This is a genomic window from Acinetobacter qingfengensis, from assembly GCF_008693185.1.
Taxonomy (GTDB): Bacteria; Pseudomonadota; Gammaproteobacteria; order Pseudomonadales; family Moraxellaceae; genus Acinetobacter; species Acinetobacter qingfengensis.
Genome location: NZ_VXKN01000002.1, coordinates 108936 through 127059, shown reverse-complemented (window position 1 = coordinate 127059; position 18124 = coordinate 108936). Strand labels below are relative to the sequence as shown.

Below are 18124 nucleotides of genomic sequence, written 5' to 3'. Positions count from 1 at the left end.
GTAATTATTTTTCAGTATTCCATTCTTTTATAAATGCCATGGTTAATTTCGCAGCATTGCGCTGCGCGACACCTGAACCAAAGAAAGCGCCTACATTTGGATCATGATCTGCTCCTGCAAGATCAGATAAACTACGGAAAGCAATATATGGAATTTCATTGGAATAAGCCACTTGCGCTACGGCTGCAGTTTCCATATCTACACTATCACCTTGCATATACTGATGTAGATAATTACGATATTCAATATTGGCTAAAAAAGCACCGCCAGATACACCTCGTTTACCCATAACAATCTTGGGCTGATAGCATTTTTGCTTACTTGCACAAATTGGCTCTAAGCTATTTTGGGTTTGAGCTTGTACTTTATTGGCAATATTCCACATTTTTTCATCAACGGGGAAATCTGTTTTCATTTCACCAAATGCAACTGGAATATTTTGGTCCGCAATTTTTGTTGTTAAGGCAACTTTGTTGTAATTACTTGCATTCATTACATTGGTTTGACGAAAAAATTGTGCAGCATAGGGTGGAATTTTATTATCCAAGGCTAAACCTAAGCAGGAAACATCACCTGGTGTACCACATGCGGCAGGTAGTTGGGTTTTATTGGCATAATAAACTTCGTTAGGTGCAATCCAGCTTTTTGCAATGACTACATCACCTACATGAAGCTCAGGGTTTAAACTTCCTGCAATTCCACTAAATACTAATCCGGTTAATTGAAAATGATCAATCATTAATTGAGTGGTCATGGCTGCGTTGGTCATGCTAATCCCACTAAGTGTAATCACAACGGGCGCACCTTGTAAGGTACCTGTCACAAACTTACGACCTTTAATAAAATATTCTTTTTTATCTGATGTTGATTCAAGCAATAGATCGGCTTCTTGCCCAAATGCTGCAATGATTCCAAGACGAGGATTGGCGTCAGTCAGATAATTAACCGATGCTGGTGCAACAGTAGGCTGTGATTGATTAAGTTTGGTTGATGTTGCACAACCAACGAGCCCCATGGCACAAGTAACTGCACCAATAATAACTGAGAGTTTGAGTAAACGCATGATAGAAGATTCTCCAAAAAAGTTATCATTAAAAATAACCATTTAAAAAGCAAAATATATTTCAAAATCAATTCATCATGTAAAATGAATAAACTACAATCAATAACTGCTGCTTTAAAGATACATTTAAAGCGCAGCATATAAAATGATGCTTATACACCATGATATTAGATTGATATTGTTTAGAATTGATAACCTAAACCTAAATAATAAGCCCAGCCATTACTTTTTTGATTAAATTCTGTACCCCAGTTATTGGTTGCACCATTTTTAAACTGACCGCCATTATGGAAGTAACGACCGGCAGCATAGGCTCTTAAATGTTTCATATTATATGAAAAAATATGAGTTGAAACAAAAGCTTCATCGGTACGGGTATTTTTATACGTTGAAATAGCATCTGTTTTGCTGGATAAATCAGAACCAAAATCATAATTGGAAAATGAGAAGTAATTAATGGATGCACCATTATTTAAAGTCATGATCGGATAGAAAAATTGTACTTGTAAGCGACCACCATCATCTGAAGTGTATGCATTTGCGGCACCATAATTTTCCCATTGTTGTTTTGCATATACATTTACATTAACTGTTAGTTTACTATGCGTATCAATGGTTGTACCTACGCCATAATATAAAGTATTTTGGCGAGAAGTTACGGTATTTCCTGCATCAAGAATCCAGTCAGCAGCAATAAACCAGTCTTTAAATGGTCCAATAGATAAATCTTTGCCAGTTAAGCGATTAAATGACAATTTTGGTTCATGTTCCATGAAAAGTTTTGAGCTATCTTTATCCCAAACACCTTGAATATTATCATTACCACCAAAATATTTTGGAGCATCAAAATATCCATATAAATCGAAAGGCCCTTTTTGACCATAGTATTCAAGTTCAAGATAGGCATTTTCAACGGGCTTTGGGCTAAACATAACGTTGTTACTATAAATCCCCCATAAAGTCGTTCCAACTTCAGCACTGGCTTGTTGTACACCACCAAGTGTGGCAAGAGCAGTAAATGTACAGATTAAAGATTTCGCTAGCATAAAAGGAATATCCTTATTTAGAAGATTAAACGAAGTTATTCATAATTAATAACATGAGTAAATCAAAATTAAGCAATTTTCATACCTATTTTAACATTTTGGGAAGTATATATTGAAAATTATAAAAATCGAATTTTATTGTTTTGATGCTTTGCCAATTGATTTTATTTAAAGCATTTGACCTGAATAATTTATCTTAAAAGTTATTTAAGGCATTAAAATTGCTTTGAGAGGGTGATAGATTTTTTTATTTAAATCGATATGTAATCAAATAAATTTGCAAGCAAAAATTATTGCTATTTTTTGATGCATAATATTGATTATTCTTTGATATTTTAGCCAATTTTTAATGAGGAAATGTAATGATGCTAAAAAGTGTACTAAAAAATACAGCTATTGTCACAGTCACATTGTGGGCAACACATACTATTGCTGCACCGCAACAAGCGCCTGTTGTAATTCAGGGAGCCTTGGACATTGAAACTGATCATATGATTCAGCAATTGGAAAATGTCAGTATAAAAACTTATGGGGGCTGGAAATTTTGGCAAGGTACATATAAAGGTTATCCAATTGTTATTTCACGAACACTCATGGGAATGAGTAATTCCGCAGCAGCAACTGTATTAGCGATAGAACATTATCGACCTGCGGCAATTATTAATCAGGGAACATCTGGTGGACATGATCCTCAATTAAAAGTTTTTGATATTGTAATTGGTAAGGAATCTGAAAATATTGGTGCTTTTATTACACCTAAGAAAGCATTGGGTGAGGGTTCTAATAGTTTGACATGGAATAAATCTTTTAATGTCTTACCAAAAAATGCAACACCTGAAGAAGAAAGCCGTCATTTGCGTTTTCAGGCTGATCCGGTACTCTTAGCTGCTGCTGTCAAAGCTAAATCAAATTATAAGCAAGGTAAAGTGGTTGAAGGTGTGATTGGTTCTGCGGACGTTTGGAATAATGAGCTGGATCGTATCAAAATTTTCCATGAACAGTATAAAACTTCAGTTGAAGAGATGGAAACGGCATCTGTAGCACAGGTTGCTTCGTTGTATAATGTGCCGTTTATCGGCATTCGTGTCTTATCAAATAATATTACTAATAATGGCACATACAATCCAGCAACAGGCGTTGCTTGTCAGAATTATGCATTAAATGTTGCTGTGAATTATCTGGCTACCCAAAAATAATCCATAAAAAATGGGAAGTATCATCTTCCCATTTTTATATCATTCAACACAAATTAGTGATGATGACCACCTTCACCATGGACATGACCGTGGGTTAATTCTTCTTCGGTTGCTTGACGAACTTCTACGATTTCAACATCAAATGTTAAATCTTGACCAGCAAGTGGAAAGTTAGCATCAACGATAACGGAATCACCCTCAACACCTTTTACGGTAACGATTTGTACACCATCATCAGTTTGTGCCTGAAATTGCATACCAGCTTCAATGTTGTCTACGCCTTGGAACATTTGACGTGGAACTTCCTGAACAAGATCAGGGTTATATTCGCCATAGCCTTGAGCTGCTGGGACATTTACGACTAATTTTTCACCAGTGGTTTTGCCAGTTAAAGCATTTTCCAAACCAGGGATAATATTTCCTGCACCATGTAAGTAAGCAAGAGGTTGGCCTTCTGATTTATCAAGCACTTCACCTTCACTATTAGTCAAAGTGTAGTGAAATTTAACAACGTGGTCATTCGCAATAGCTGTCATTATATGTCTATCCGCTGGTTAGTCTTAAAGGTCTATATGATAAAGACTATATGATCAAAATGGGAGGGTAATTATTTTAATAAGCGTGTTTTTTATGCAAGCAAGTGTAAAAAGCACTGTATTACAGTGCTTTTGAGGGAGTTACATTAGTTTATTTATCTCAATGTAACTTAATTACAGGTGCAGTACCTTTACCAAAGAAGTCCCGAGCTGCTAGAAAGCCGGCTTTCGTGTAGCCATAAATTGCAGCTTGATGAACCCGATAAAGGGAATGATACATGGTTTTTGCAGCGATCCCTTCAATATGTAAATTACCAAAAATTTCACCAATTGCAGTGTGCTGAGTTAGAGAAACCAGAGAGCCTCGATCGGTGAATCTAAATAATGGAATAGGGCGTTGCTTGATTTTAAGCAAAATAGCATTGACCAAAAAGTCTGCTTGTTGACTGGCAATTTGTGCGCGAGGTGCCAGAGGTGGACGATTGCCTTCCGGCTGACAATGGGCACAATCACCAAAAGCAAAAATATTTGGATCATCAATACTTTGTAGTGTTGCATATACTTTAATTCGTCCAATTCGATCTAGACTTAAACTAAAGTTTTGTGTGATTGCAGGTGCTTTAATTCCAGCAGCCCAAACAGTTAAATTAGAGTCAAAAACCTGATCTCCTTGGCAGTATACATGGTCTGCATCAATTTTTTCCACACGATGTTGCGTGTAAACATGAACACCAAATTTTTTTAATTGTTCCAATGCACCATTTGCAACTTTATCAGACAATGCCGGTAAAATCCGATCTGCTGCTTCGATCACATTGATGCGTACTTTGGTGGGATCAATACCATCCAGACCATAATGATGAAAATCTTTAGCTGCCTGATATAGTTCTGCTGCTAGTTCTACACCGGTTGCACCAGCGCCAATAATGGTGATGTTAAGTGGTTTGGTTCGTGGTTGGGCATGTGCTTGTAAGTAAAGATGTAGTAAATCCTTTTGGAATAGGTCTGCCTGTAAACGATTATCCAGAAAATGGCAGTTTTCTCGTGCACCTGGCGTACCAAAGTCATTGGATGTTGAACCAATGGATAATACCAAAGTATCGTAAGAAATATGGCGTTGCTCTGCCAGTTTTAAATCATCCTGAACCAAGGGTGCAAGAATAAGTTGCTTATTTTCTCGATCAATAAATTGTAAGTAACCAAGTTGAAATTTATAGTGATTTTTTTTGGCGTGGGCAAAATAATTAATTTCTTCTGTTGCACCATTTAGTGTACCAGCAGCAATCTCATGTAATAAAGGCTTCCAGATATGTGTCAAATTACAATCAACCAATGTAACCTGAAAGCCAGACTTCTTTCCAATCCGTTGTCCTAATTGTGTTGCCAGTTCTAGTCCGCCTGCGCCACCACCAACGATGACAATATGATGCTTCTGCGTCATGATATTTTAATTCCTAGTATTTTTATCGGGATTAAAGTGATCATGACACAGATTTGGCTTGTAAAAGGTAGGTTTTTACAAAAACAATTAATTATTTTGTATTGGATAAAGGATCGGTTTTAAGTTTTCACTGTTTAGTCCAAATAATGCTTTTATCCAGTGAAGTAACCGATGCCACCAGCTTGCTTGTTCTAGCAAAACATCTTGTTGAATATTCACTTGATGAATGATTCTTCCAAACTGGCTGACGTCCACTTTAGCAATAGTCATGGCAGTTTGTTGCAATGGTGCATGGAGTTGGGGTTGAGTGAGTTCAACATGATAATTGATCTGTTGGGGGCTCTTGAGGGGTTCCAGTATTTGTTGAAAATCTGGATGAATGACGAAGCGTTGAGTGATTTGATCAAATTGTTTCGCGTCTAATACTTGATTTTGAGGTAATAAACTTAAAGTGTTATAACTTAGATTTTGCGGTAGTAAAATACGATAAAGATTTTGTTTACCATTGATAACATGTAAATCTGCCAAAGGTTGAGGATGCATAAATAAGCGTTTGGTTTGTGTGTAGTTGAATGCAATATTGAGTAATAGATCTGCAACTTCGGCACGTTTTTGTTTGGATGCAGTACCCAATACCACAACAATCAAACGGCGATATTCATTGGTATTTGGATCCAGACGATTGGCGGTTAATGCCAGATTGTAGCCGGCAGCACCAGTATAACCAGTTTTCATCCCATCAATGGAAGTATCTTTTTGCAATAAAATATTGGTGGCATGATGGGTTAAATCTTTATAATTAAATATCGGCTGTTTTGAGTAGTTGAGATATTCTGGTGTTTCTTTAACAATTGCCTGAGCAAGAATGGCTAGATCTTTAGCACTGGAATAATGACCATCCATAGTAATCCCTGATGGATTACGAAATTGCGTATGCTGCATTCCCAGTTTGTGCGCTGTACTATTCATGAGTTGTACAAAATTTGTATCATTTCCTGCAACCAGTACGCCCAAAGTTAGTGCTGCATCATTGGCTGACATGATAATTAAACCAGATAACAAATTCTGAATACTGATCTGTTCATTAGGTTTAAGATGCATGCGTGACTCATCACTATGAACGGTAGTGATAATCTCTGGCACATTAATGAACTGATCCAGATGTAATTTACCTTCTTTTACCGCCTTCAAGGTCAGGTAAGCCACCATCATTTTGGTAAGAGAGGCTGGTGCACGTTCTACATCAGACTGATATTCATCAATAATTTGTCCAGATTGGGGATCGTAGATGATCCATGCCTGAGCTTCAACACTGCCAGGATCAATATTTAGCACCTGTGCGGAACTGAACATGCTGAGACTTGAAAGTAAAATCAGTACAAGTGGTCGTTTAAGATTTAACACCATGCAGCCTTAGTTTATTGCCAAAATTTTAGGGCATGATGCTAGTCCTTTTTATATAAAACTGCCAGTGAAAAACCAATAAATAATTTAAAAAATCAACTTCTGATCCAGACTTTTTGTAATGTCATTCAATGTATGAAGATTACAAGGAAAACAGTTTGTATACTGATTTTCAGGCACGGACTTGTTCATAATTTAAAACTAAGCAAACAACATGGTTTTATAGGAAATTAATAGAAATTCTATGTGGTACAAAGAATTCTCTGAAAATATGGACATTTCCAATCATGTGTGCTGTTAAATTCAAACTTAAACAGAAACAGGATAACAAATGAAAATTCCATATTTAACTTTACATGATGGTCAAAAAATTCCAGCGTTGGGATTCGGGACTTATTCTTTAAATGGGCAGCAAGGTGTCAAGAGTATTGAGGCTGCCATTGCTTTAGGGTATCGGTTACTGGATTCAGCGTTTAATTATGAAAATGAGGGTGCAGTGGGGCAGGCAGTCAAAAATAGCCATATTCCTCGTGAAGAACTTTTTGTTAGTTCAAAATTACCTGGTCGTCATCATGCTTATGATGAGGCATTAGTAACCATTGAGGAATCTCTTTATCGGGCACAACTGGATTACTATGATTTATATTTAATTCATTGGCCTAATCCAAAACAGGGAAAGTATGTAGAAGCATGGCAGGCTTTGATTGAAGCGCAAAAAAGGGGTTATGTACGTTCCATTGGTGTCAGTAACTTTTTACCGGAACATATTGATGTTCTACAAAAAGAAACTGGAATTTTACCAGTGATTAATCAGGTGGAATTACATCCATATTTTAACCAGCTTCCACAACGACAATATGATCAATCAAAACAGATCATTACTATAGCATGGAGTCCGCTTGGTCGGGGACGGGCAATTGCCAGCGAAGAGATATTGACAAAAATTGCACAAGATAAAAATAAATCAGTTGCACAAGTTGTTTTACGCTGGCAAGTACAATTAGGTGTTATCCCAATTCCTAAATCTGCCAGTGAACATAATCAGCTAGCCAATCAACAAATCTTTGATTTTGAATTATCAGAACAACACATGCAAGCGATCAATGCATTAACACGCCCTGATGGTCGGCTACAAAATCAGGATCCTGCAGTTTATGAAGAATTTTAAATGATTTGAAAAAAGCAAATGCGCTGAAAATATTGTTCAGCGCATTTTTATTGTAGATTTTATGCTTAAAAATCTTTACGTGTACTTGTGTAATACATAAGTAGAAACGCAATGCAAGCAATTACGCCACCGACTTCTCCTACAAAACTCAAACCTATGTGGGTACTGACGATACTTCCCAATAATGCACCACCACCAATACCGACATTATATAATCCGGAAAATATCGACATTGCAACATCTGTAGCATCCGTAGCTTGTTTTAAAACTTGAAATTGCATGATCAAACCAAAACTCATAATGCCAATACCCCATAGAATCGTCATTAAGCTAAAACCATGATAATTGGCAGATAAAGGTAATAATCCCCATAAGCAGATGGTCAGACAGCCTAGAGCAATCACGGGAAATGCTTTTGGAAACTTCCCACTAAATTTACTAAAAAGTAATGAGCCTAAAATTCCTGCTGCACCGTAAGTTAATAAAATTAATGTTGTTTCATGTCCGCTAAATTCTGCAACTTTTAATGCAAAAGGCTCAATATAACTATAAGCAGTAAATTGTGCTGTAATCGCTAGGATAGTAATCGCATATAAGCACATTAATGTTGGGCGTTTCAGCAAAATTGGCAAGCTTTTTAAAGAACCTGTATTTACACTTGGAATTGCTGGTAAGCTACGATACAGAATAACAGCTGTACACGCTGCCAATATACTGATGATCAAAAAAGTATTACGCCAACCGGTAAGTTCACCAATAAATCTTCCAAAAGGAATACCCAGTACTAATGCCAATACAGTACCCGTAGATAATAAACTTAAAGCCTGAGTTTCCTTGCCTGCGGGTGCAACACGAACGGTAATTGATGCAGTAATTGACCAGAAAATTGCATGAGAAAATGCAATACCAATACGGCTTAGTACTAAAATTGTAAAATTCCATGCAAAATAAGATAAAATATGGCTAATAATAAAAATCACAAAAATTGCCAAAAGTAATTTTTTACGTTCGACATTTCGAGTAGCTAACATCAATGGTAATGAAGTTAAAGATACCATCCATGCATAGATCGTGAGCATTAAGCCTGTTTGACTGGTGGTAATATTAAAACTTTGCGCAATATCACTGAGTAATGCCACAGGAACAAATTCTGTAGTGTTAAAAATAAATGCGGCTAAAGCAAGCGTAATGACACTAATCCAGCGACCAGAAGTCCCGGATTCGGTTTGGCTGTAACTAGACATAATTAAAGCTGGGAGTTTGAGGGGAGAATGTGCGCAAATTGTATGACGGCATATTCAATTTGGCAAGGATAAACGGGGTAAAATACCAGATGTATATCAGCATCCGGTAGATTTAAGTAGATTAAGCCACTTGACGATTTTTAACAAAAATAAAATAACTTAAATAGCAGAATCCGATAATTGCTAGACAACTGATAAAGCTATAACGCATATTTGGATCAGCTGCCATACTGATACAGGTAATTGAACAAAAAATACCACCCAGAATAGGTGTTAAGGGATAAAGTGGCGCAATAAATTTAAGTTCGGATTTAGTTTTACCTGAAGCGTACCATTTACGGCGGAAATTAAAATGACTGATACAGATAGAGATCCAAACCACAACCATAGTGAATGCTGCAATATTTAATAAATTCTCAAAAATAACTTCTGGCGCAAAAAATTCTGACAATAAACCTGGCAAGGCGCCCATCATCGTGACACAAATGGCCATCATCGGTGTACCAGATTGTGTTAATTGAGAGAAAACAGATGGTAGTTTTCTGGTACTGGATAACGACCATAACATCCGTGATGCTGCAAATAATCCTGAGTTTGCCGCAGATAGCAATGCAGTAATGATCACAAAGCGAATAAAGTCTTCTGCGTAGGGAATGCCAATACGCGAAAATACACTAACAAAGGGACTATGGCTTAAGCCATGTGCATTATCTACGGCTGTTGCCTGGTAAGGTAATAATGCACTTACTATAACAATAGTACCGACAAAGAAAATTAATAACCGCCAGATTGCAGCATTAATTGCTCGAGGAATATTTTTCTCAGGATCCTGTGTTTCGCCTGCGGCAACACCAATTAACTCTGTACCAGAAAAAGCAAAGTTGACCACAAGCATGGTCGTAAAAATTGGCCAAAAACCTTGAGGAAACCAGCCATCCTTGGTTAAATTATGAAATAAAGGCGCTGAATCGTAACCTTGCATTGGGATAATGCCAAAGATGGCAGTTGCACCTAAAATAATAAAGAGCAACACAGTGGCAACTTTTATCAATGCCAACCAAAATTCTGCTTCTGCAAAAAAACGGGTAGAACTGACATTAAGCAAAAAGACAGTAGCAGCAAAAATTAATGTCCAGATCCAAAGCGAAACATGTGGAAACCATTCCTGCATTAGCATAGCCGCGGCAGTAAACTCCGTACCTAAAGTAATTGTCCATGTTAGCCAGTACATCCACGAAACCATATAACCAGTAGATGGATTAATATAACGGCTAGCATATTCACCAAAAGACCCTGCCACAGGGAGATGCACAGATAGTTCACCCAAACATAACATAACTGAATATGCAATTAATCCACCTAAAGCATAGGCGAGAATTGCACCAACTGCACCAGTTTGGGAAATTACCTCACCCGAACCCAGAAATAGCCCTGTACCAATCGCTCCACCCAATGAAATCATTATCAGATGTCTGCGTTGCATGGCACGGTGCAATTGAGGAGATGAGTTTTTTTCCATATTGTGGCTCAAAAGATCAGAAAGCGGCTATTCTATGTGTTCACTTTGTGATAAGAAAGTTTTATTGATGAAAAAATAGCTGATCAATGCACAAAAACATGCGCCAAAAATGATAAAAAATTAAAGGTGATCAGCAAAAAAATTAAAATCAATTGCATGGTCACCAGTAATGATTAGTTTGTTGGAATGTATGTAGTGCAATTATTTAAAATATAGCAAAATAATTCGGCAGTCTTTTGCGTGTCATACAAGGCAGAGTGTGCTTCTTTCCCATCAAACGCTATACCAGCTTGAATACAAGCTTTTGCCAGAACGGTTTGACCAAAAGTGACAGCGCTTAATGTCACCGTATCAAAAACAGAAAAACTATGAAAAGGATTCTGATTTTTGGTACTGGTACGGGCAATTGCCGCTTTGAGAAAACTCAAATCGAAATGTGCATTATGGCCGACTAATACACAGTGTGTACATTGTTGATCCCGGCGTACCTCATTTAAGGCTTTAAAAATACGTTTTAAAGCATCCTTTTCATTTTCTGCCATTGCCATACGCATGGGATTAAATGGATCAATTCCAGTAAAATCCAATGATCTACGATCTAGATTGGCGCCTTCAAAAGGATTGATGTGAGCATGGTAGGCTTTGCCCGGAACAAATTTTCCATTCTCATCATAAATGACAGGAATGCAGGCAATTTCTAACAAAGCATCTGTGTTGGCATTAAATCCGGCAGTTTCTACATCAACAACAACCGGTAAGAATCCTCGAAATCGCTGTCCAATGATTGATTTTTGTGAGGTATTGTTGTTCATTGTAGACTCCAGTTTAGAGTCTGGCCAGCATACAATGGAATAATTGGATCATTGTCCAGATAATCAAGCTGCGCAGGAACCTGTATAGATTGACGTACCAGTGTGATAGTTTTGGTATTACGAGCCAGACCATAAAAATCTGCACCAAAATGACTGGCAAAACCTTCAAGTTTGTCAAGTTTTCCCATTTGTTCAAATGCCTGTGCATATAATTCAATGGCATTTGGTGCACTATAACAGCCAGCACAGCCACAAGCTTGTTCTTTTTTGCTTTGTGCATGCGGTGCAGAGTCTGTACCCAAAAAGAACTTTGGATTACCACTTGTTGCCACTTCAAGTAAAGTGGTTTGGTGGGTCTGACGTTTTAAAATTGGTAAACAATAAAAGTGTGGTTTGATTCCACCAACCAGCATATGATTACGATTAAACAGTAAGTGCTGTGGCGTAATAGTCGCTGCAACATTGCGGCCTTGTTCCAGTACAAAATTTGCAGCATCTGCAGTGGTGATATGTTCCAGTACAATTTTTAATTGTGGGAACTGACGCAAAAGCGGCACTAAAACTTCATCGAGATAACGTTTTTCACGGTCAAAAATATCAACGTGTGAATGTGTAACTTCGCCATGTAATAACAATGGGACTTGATGTTCTTCCAGTTGCTCAATGACAGGATAAACCTTACGAATATCACTGACCCCATTTTCTGAGTTTGTTGTTGCGCCTGCCGGATAAAGTTTGATGGCATTTACAGCGTCTGATTGTTTAATTTTAACCACTTCTTCGGCTGGGGTATGATCAGTAAAATACAATACCATACGGGGATCAAAATCAATACCATTGGGTACATGTGCCAAAATGCGCTGACGGTAGGCAATTGCTTCTTCTACTGTTTTTACTGGTGGGACAAGATTTGGCATACAAATCGCCCGATGGAATTGTTTGGCTAAATCTGGAACAGTACGCCTTAACGCTTCGCCATCACGTAAATGCGCATGCCAGTCATCTGGCTGAAGGAGAGTTATTGTATCCAAGGGTATCTGACTTCAACAAAAAATAAGCAACATAATAAAGCAAAAAGCCTTAAAAATGTAAATTTGCCAACATAAATTCATCTTGATGACGATTTTAAATACAAAAAAACCTACGCAATTAACTTGATCAAGGTATTGTAATCATGGTGCTGTTGGTCAGTATTAACAAAACTAATTTTCAGTCTTAATTTATCAAAAATGTGCAAGAAATTTGTTTTACAATAGGTTTGTGGAACCTGTTTCCAGTGATTTTGCCCGATGTTAGGCATAGTTGTCGATTATTTTGAATCTAGAGAAGACCATGGGAAGTTATTTATTTTTACAGGCATTAACCGTTGTATTTTTATTATCCATCTCGACAACTTTATTTAATAAAAAAGTTTTAGGGTTTCCGGCAGCCATCGGTGTCCCAATTGTTTCTGCATTATTTGTATTTATTTTACAATGGGCAGCAAGTTTATTTAATGGCAGTGACATTATTTCGATTAATATAGAAAAAATTGAAGCAACTGTCAGGAGCTTTCAATTCTATGATTTTTTAATCAATGGTGTGATTTGTTTTATTTTGATGGCATCAGCCTTAAAATTTAAAGTTTCAGATTTAAAGCGTTATTGGAAGCCGATCGGGATTCTGGCATCACTGGCATTAGTGATTTGTGCAGTTTTATTTGCTGGTCTATTGTTTGGGTACCAATGGTTGATTGGGCATAAAGTTGACATTCTAGTATTACTATTATTGGGTGCAGCATTAGGTGCAACAGACCCAATTGGGATTAAAGGCGTACTGAGTTCAGTTCGTGCCCCACATCATTTAATGGTGAAACTTGAGGGAGAATCTTTATTTAACGATGCCATGTGTATTGCGGTTTTTATGACCATTCTTAATATCATTAAAGGCGATCACGTTACCCCACAATATATTCTGAGTCATTTGTTTTTAGAAATTTTTATTGCAATTGTTATTGGTGTTGTCACAGGTCATATTGCTTTATGGGTGCTAAAGCAAAGGCATGAAATGGAATCTTTAATCATGACCACGGCGGTCTTGGCCTCTGGTGCATATTTGATTGCATTATATGCGCATGCTTCTGCGCCTATCGCTTGTGTTATTGCCGGTTTGGTGGTTGGTAATAAATGGCAGGAAGTTCTTAAAGAAAAAGAAATTAATGAAGTTAATCATTTTTGGCACACAATGGAAGGGATCATTAATGCCTTCTTATTTACCTTGATCGGTTTGGAATTGTTTATTATCGATTTAAGTAAAGAATTGGTATTTGGCGGTATTATTGCTTTTATCATATTACATATTTCTCGTTTTGCTGCCAATTTTCTTGCATTTATGTTTTTCCCTTCAGTCAGCAAAAAAAGCTATAACGGCAGTTTAACCATTTTATCCTGGGGGGGTGTACGTGGTGGTTTGTCATTGGCATTGATCCTTGCTGTGTCAAATATGTCGGTTCTAAGTGATTATAGCGATGTGTTAATTGGCTATACTTTTATTTGTGTGCTGTTATCTGGATTAGTCTGTGGTCTGGGTTTACCGCAAGTGATGAATGCATTTTATTATAATCCTGATGAACCCAAAACAGGTTTTTCAGGTTGGTATCAAAAAATCTGTCATAAAATGAATGTACGTGGAGTTCAGTATATTATTGATGAAGACGATCAAGGAAATGAAGTGATCAGTATCTATGATCCATCTGCATTGATTAACAAGAAAAATTCAGGTGGGGAAATTCGGGCTGACAAAACTGTTCAAGAGGTTGAAAAAGAAGTGAAGAGACTTGAACATCCGGATAATTTTTAGAGCAAAGTATTTAGCTAACTGATGATAGTATTTTAATTATAAATCACCTTGGATTTATATCTAGGGTGATTTTTAAATCATAAATAATGACTTGGTTATGATAAAAACAGATCAAGTGAAATGCTGATCATAAAAACTTACTGCAAGTTTAAATTATTTATATTTTTTATATGTTATTGAAAAATAATAATAAAAATTTATCAGCATTAAAATTGGATATCTATATATCTTAATTATTCATAAGTAAAGCAATAAAGTTCACAACACTTTAGATGAAAAAGTAATAAGATGCGCACCATTCAGCAGTTTTAATGGAAAAGCCATGATTGATGTTATTCATTATATTTTAGCCGGTATGTTGGTCGGCTTTTGTGTAGGAATCACCGGCGTAGGTGGTGGCTCTTTAATGACACCAATCTTAATCGGGCTCTTTAAAATTGAACCTCATATTGCTATTGGGACAGACTTATTATATGCGGCAATTTCTAAATTTTGCGGTTCGATGGTACACGCCCGTAAATTAAATATTGTTTGGCCGATTGTGATCTGGTTATCTGTTGGCAGTATTCCTGCATCTTTTGCAACAACATGGGCATTAGAACATTATTTAAGCCAATCTACACATTACAAATCTGTATTGACCATTGTGCTAGGGTTTATGCTGACATTGACCGGTATTTCCATTATTTTTAGAACAACGATTGAAAAGTTCTTTGATAAGTATCGTAAGAATGAAGGACATCATCAGCAACAAAATGGCTATGATCCATCGAAAAAATTTTATATTGTTATCATGGGAATTGTGCTGGGCATATTTGTAACACTATCTTCTGTCGGTGCTGGCGCATTTGGTGTGATGGCTTTGATTATTATGTTTCCCAATTTGCCTATGATTCGAATTATTGGTTCGGATGTTGTCCATGCAGTGTTACTCACATTGGTCGCAGGACTGGGGCATTTAAGTACTGGTAATGTTGATTTTAGTTTATTGACATGGCTGTTAGTTGGTTCTATTCCTGCAATTGTAATTGGTACATTAATTAGTTCTAAAATGCCGGAAAAGCTCATTCGCCGTGTATTAGGTATTACTTTATTTGCACTTGGCATTAATTTTATTATTCATCCGGTAAAAGCCAAACCTGCAGCATCTGAACAAGCCCTTGTTACCAAGCAGTTACAGCAGCATGCCTAATGTATTGAATAAAATAATATTCACACCAATAGTATCATTTATGAATGAAGATACTCTGCTATTTTCTTGCTTGATCAGCAGTCAAAAAGCATCAATTCATGTTATATTGCATGCATAAAATGATGTTTTTTGTTCGTTGAGAAAGTAATGAATGATTTAACCGCCCATACTGTGGCAAATACGGATGTAAATGATATTAATGTAGCCAGCGTACAGCCTTTAATTACGCCAGCACAACTTAAAGAGCAATTGCCCTTAACGGACGCAGCTAGAGCTACAGTACTTGAAGGTCGTCAGGTTGTTCGTGACATTCTGGATAATAATGATAAACGTATTTTTGTTGTGATTGGTCCATGTTCTATTCATGATCCAAAAGCTGCACATGAATATGCTGATCGCTTGTTAAAATTACGTGAAAAAGTAAAAGATAGTTTGTATATCATCATGCGGGTATATTTTGAAAAACCTCGTACAACAGTAGGTTGGAAAGGATTAATTAATGATCCTGACATGAATGATTCTTTTGATATTGAAAAAGGCTTATATATTGGCCGCAAACTTTTACTGGAACTCAATGAAAAAGGCTTACCTTGCGCTACAGAAGCACTTGATCCAAACTCACCACAATATTTGCAGGATTTAATCGCATGGTCTGCAATTGGGGCAAGAACCACCGAAAGTCAGACACATCGTGAAATGTCATCAGGATTGTCTTCTCCAGTAGGATTCAAAAATGGTACAGATGGCGGTTTGACTGTGGCAACCAATGCTATGCAGGCGGTGAAATCTGGACATAGTTTTCTGGGTCTAAATGATCAGGGGCAGGCGTCGATTATTCGTACTAAAGGTAATCCTTATGCTCATGTTGTATTACGTGGCGGTAATGGTAAGCCAAATTATGATGCCACATCAGTAGCACAGGCAGAAGATGCCCTGAATAAGGCTAAAGTTAGCAATAAAATCATGATTGATGCAAGTCATGCCAATTCAAATAAAGATCCATATTTACAACCTTTAGTGCTTAAAAATCTGACAGAACAAATTCTTGATGGTAATAAAACTATTGTTGGTGTCATGGTTGAGAGTCACTTAAAAGGTGGTCGTCAAGATATTCCAAAAGATTTAACACAATTAGAATACGGGCAATCAGTGACTGATGGTTGTATTGACTGGGATACGACAGAACGGGTATTACTTGAAATGAACCAAGCATTAAAAGATGTTTTGGTGAATCGATAATTTTTAAAGGAGCGCCATCATTAAGATGGCGTTTTTACTATGCAAAATAGAATTGATGAGGCATTAACAGATATTTTGAATCATGTATTTATACATGAACATTTAACGACATCAGGTCAGCCAACTTTTGAACAATTGGCACAAATTAAAGCTGCTGGCTTTAATACAATTGTTAATCTGGCTCTCACAAATGCATCTAATCATTTACCAAACGAAGATAAAATTTGTCTGGAACTTGGATTAGATTATATACATATTCCATTACTGTGGGATTGTCCTAATCCATCCACAGGATTGTTGATTCTAGATTTAATTGCATATTTGGTACAGGAACAAAAAGTCTGGCTACACTGTGCGAAGAATTTGCGAGTCAGCAGTTTAATGTATTTATATCAACAATATTATTTGGGTATTGATATTGCTATTGCTGATATAGCTCTACACGAAATTTGGGAGCCTGATGCCACATGGACAGGTTTTATGCATGCCATTCAGCTTCAATTACAAGCCAGACAATCTACACAGGAAATTAGTCAGATCAGTTAAATTTTGATATGAAAAAGACCTGAAATCTCAGGTCTTTAGATTAGCCATAAAATTCTAGGCGTTAGTGGCTAGAATCTTATTTTTCCACAAATGCACGTTCAATTACATAATCACCTAATACACCCATACGTGGCGATTCTTTTAAACCTGCTTTATCTAGTAATGCAGCAACGTCTGTTAAAAAGTGTGGGCTACCACATAACATGGCACGGTCAGTTTCGGGATTAAATGGTGGTAAACCAATTTTTTCAAATATTTGACCTGTTTCAATTGCCGTTGTTACTCGTCCTTCATTTCTGAAAGGTTCACGAGTCACTGTTGGGTAGTAAATTAACTTATTTTTGATATCCAGTTCTTCAAACCATTCATTGTTTGGCAATTCATTCAAGATTAAATCTTGATAAGCTAATTCGCTAATCCAGCGTGTACCGTGCACTAGAATAACTTTATCAAATTTTTCGTAAGTCTCTGGGTCACGAATAAGGGAAAGAAAAGGCGCCAAACCAGTTCCGGAAGAAAGAAAATATAAATTTTTTCCTGGGTTCAAATCATCATGAACCAAAGTACCTGTTGGTTTTTTGGAAATCAGGATGTCATCGCCGACTTTTACTTTTTGTAAAATAGACGTTAATGGACCATCAGGAACTTTAATTGAGAAAAACTCAAGATGATCTTCATAATTTGCACTTGCTATAGAGTAGGCACGCATTAGCGGTTTGCCATTTACTTCAAGCCCAATCATGACAAACTGACCATTCTTAAAACGCAGGCTTTGATCGCGTGTGGTTTTAAAACTAAATAAAGTATCGTTCCAGTGATGAACGTCAATAATTTTTTCTACATTAAATGCAGCCATCGAGTTCTCAATAATTATCCAATA

At 36.8% G+C, this 18124-nt stretch carries 16 protein-coding genes; 6 read left to right on the top strand and 10 right to left on the bottom strand.

Annotated elements, in window-relative coordinates:
* Positions 1-4: 4 nt before the first annotated feature.
* Positions 5-1063: a 5'-methylthioadenosine/S-adenosylhomocysteine nucleosidase gene (locus F4V57_RS03130; protein WP_070068893.1), complete on the bottom strand. Its 1059-nt coding sequence runs from the start codon at positions 1061-1063 to the stop codon at positions 5-7.
* A 182-nt stretch (positions 1064-1245) separates the two neighbouring features.
* Positions 1246-2109: a nucleoside-specific channel-forming protein Tsx gene (tsx, locus tag F4V57_RS03125; protein WP_070068892.1), complete on the bottom strand. Its 864-nt coding sequence runs from the start codon at positions 2107-2109 to the stop codon at positions 1246-1248.
* A gap of 362 nt (positions 2110-2471) precedes the next feature.
* Between tsx and F4V57_RS03120 the strand changes: the two genes are divergently transcribed.
* The gene (locus F4V57_RS03120; protein ID WP_070068891.1) at positions 2472-3305 is read left to right on the top strand and encodes a 5'-methylthioadenosine/S-adenosylhomocysteine nucleosidase; all 834 of its coding nucleotides are present in this window, start codon (positions 2472-2474) and stop codon (positions 3303-3305) included.
* 53 nt (positions 3306-3358) lie between these two features.
* Here F4V57_RS03120 and F4V57_RS03115 read toward each other — a convergent pair whose 3' ends face one another.
* The 3 genes from F4V57_RS03115 to F4V57_RS03105 all read right to left on the bottom strand — a co-directional run bounded on the left by F4V57_RS03115 (position 3359) and on the right by F4V57_RS03105 (position 6635).
* Complete coding sequence (locus tag F4V57_RS03115) at positions 3359-3841, bottom strand: FKBP-type peptidyl-prolyl cis-trans isomerase (protein ID WP_070068890.1); 483 nt, start codon at positions 3839-3841, stop codon at positions 3359-3361.
* A gap of 160 nt (positions 3842-4001) precedes the next feature.
* Positions 4002-5282, bottom strand: coding sequence for an NAD(P)/FAD-dependent oxidoreductase (locus tag F4V57_RS03110; protein ID WP_070068889.1), 1281 nt, complete (start codon positions 5280-5282; stop codon positions 4002-4004).
* A gap of 87 nt (positions 5283-5369) precedes the next feature.
* The gene (locus tag F4V57_RS03105) at positions 5370-6635 is read right to left on the bottom strand and encodes a D-alanyl-D-alanine carboxypeptidase family protein (RefSeq protein ID WP_171257516.1); all 1266 of its coding nucleotides are present in this window, start codon (positions 6633-6635) and stop codon (positions 5370-5372) included.
* A 382-nt stretch (positions 6636-7017) separates the two neighbouring features.
* Between F4V57_RS03105 and F4V57_RS03100 the strand changes: the two genes are divergently transcribed.
* A complete protein-coding gene (locus F4V57_RS03100) occupies positions 7018-7854 on the top strand; it encodes an aldo/keto reductase (protein ID WP_070068887.1) in 837 nt (278 codons plus the stop codon).
* 65 nt (positions 7855-7919) lie between these two features.
* Here F4V57_RS03100 and F4V57_RS03095 read toward each other — a convergent pair whose 3' ends face one another.
* From F4V57_RS03095 to pyrC, 4 genes are all read right to left on the bottom strand, one after another.
* Positions 7920-9098, bottom strand: coding sequence for a sugar transporter (locus tag F4V57_RS03095; protein ID WP_070068886.1), 1179 nt, complete (start codon positions 9096-9098; stop codon positions 7920-7922).
* Positions 9099-9219: 121 nt separating this feature from the next.
* The gene (locus F4V57_RS03090; RefSeq protein WP_070068885.1) at positions 9220-10617 is read right to left on the bottom strand and encodes an amino acid permease; all 1398 of its coding nucleotides are present in this window, start codon (positions 10615-10617) and stop codon (positions 9220-9222) included.
* Positions 10618-10790: 173 nt separating this feature from the next.
* Positions 10791-11429 (bottom strand): ribonuclease T, encoded by a 639-nt coding sequence (gene rnt, locus F4V57_RS03085; RefSeq protein ID WP_070068884.1) that lies wholly within the window; start codon positions 11427-11429, stop codon positions 10791-10793.
* Positions 11426-12460 (bottom strand): dihydroorotase, encoded by a 1035-nt coding sequence (gene pyrC, locus F4V57_RS03080; protein ID WP_070068883.1) that lies wholly within the window; start codon positions 12458-12460, stop codon positions 11426-11428. The genes rnt and pyrC overlap by 4 nt, the downstream gene beginning before the upstream one ends.
* Before the next feature lie 301 nt (positions 12461-12761).
* On the opposite strand from pyrC, the gene F4V57_RS03075 reads away from it, so the two are divergent.
* The 4 genes from F4V57_RS03075 (at position 12762) to F4V57_RS03060 (ending at position 17244) form a co-directional block, all read left to right on the top strand.
* Complete coding sequence (locus F4V57_RS03075) at positions 12762-14267, top strand: cation:proton antiporter (protein WP_070068882.1); 1506 nt, start codon at positions 12762-12764, stop codon at positions 14265-14267.
* A 322-nt stretch (positions 14268-14589) separates the two neighbouring features.
* A complete protein-coding gene (locus tag F4V57_RS03070; RefSeq protein ID WP_070068881.1) occupies positions 14590-15459 on the top strand; it encodes a sulfite exporter TauE/SafE family protein in 870 nt (289 codons plus the stop codon).
* Between the two features lie 147 nt (positions 15460-15606).
* The gene (locus tag F4V57_RS03065) at positions 15607-16698 is read left to right on the top strand and encodes a 3-deoxy-7-phosphoheptulonate synthase (protein ID WP_081409146.1); all 1092 of its coding nucleotides are present in this window, start codon (positions 15607-15609) and stop codon (positions 16696-16698) included.
* A gap of 39 nt (positions 16699-16737) precedes the next feature.
* Positions 16738-17244, top strand: a complete 507-nt coding sequence (locus tag F4V57_RS03060) for a protein tyrosine phosphatase family protein (RefSeq protein ID WP_070068880.1) — start codon at positions 16738-16740, stop codon at positions 17242-17244.
* A 76-nt stretch (positions 17245-17320) separates the two neighbouring features.
* Here the strand turns inward: F4V57_RS03060 and F4V57_RS03055 are convergent, their stop codons facing one another.
* On the bottom strand, positions 17321-18100 hold the full coding sequence (locus F4V57_RS03055; RefSeq protein WP_070068879.1) for a ferredoxin--NADP reductase: 780 nt from the start codon (positions 18098-18100) through the stop codon (positions 17321-17323).
* Between the last annotated feature and the right edge of the window lie 24 nt (positions 18101-18124).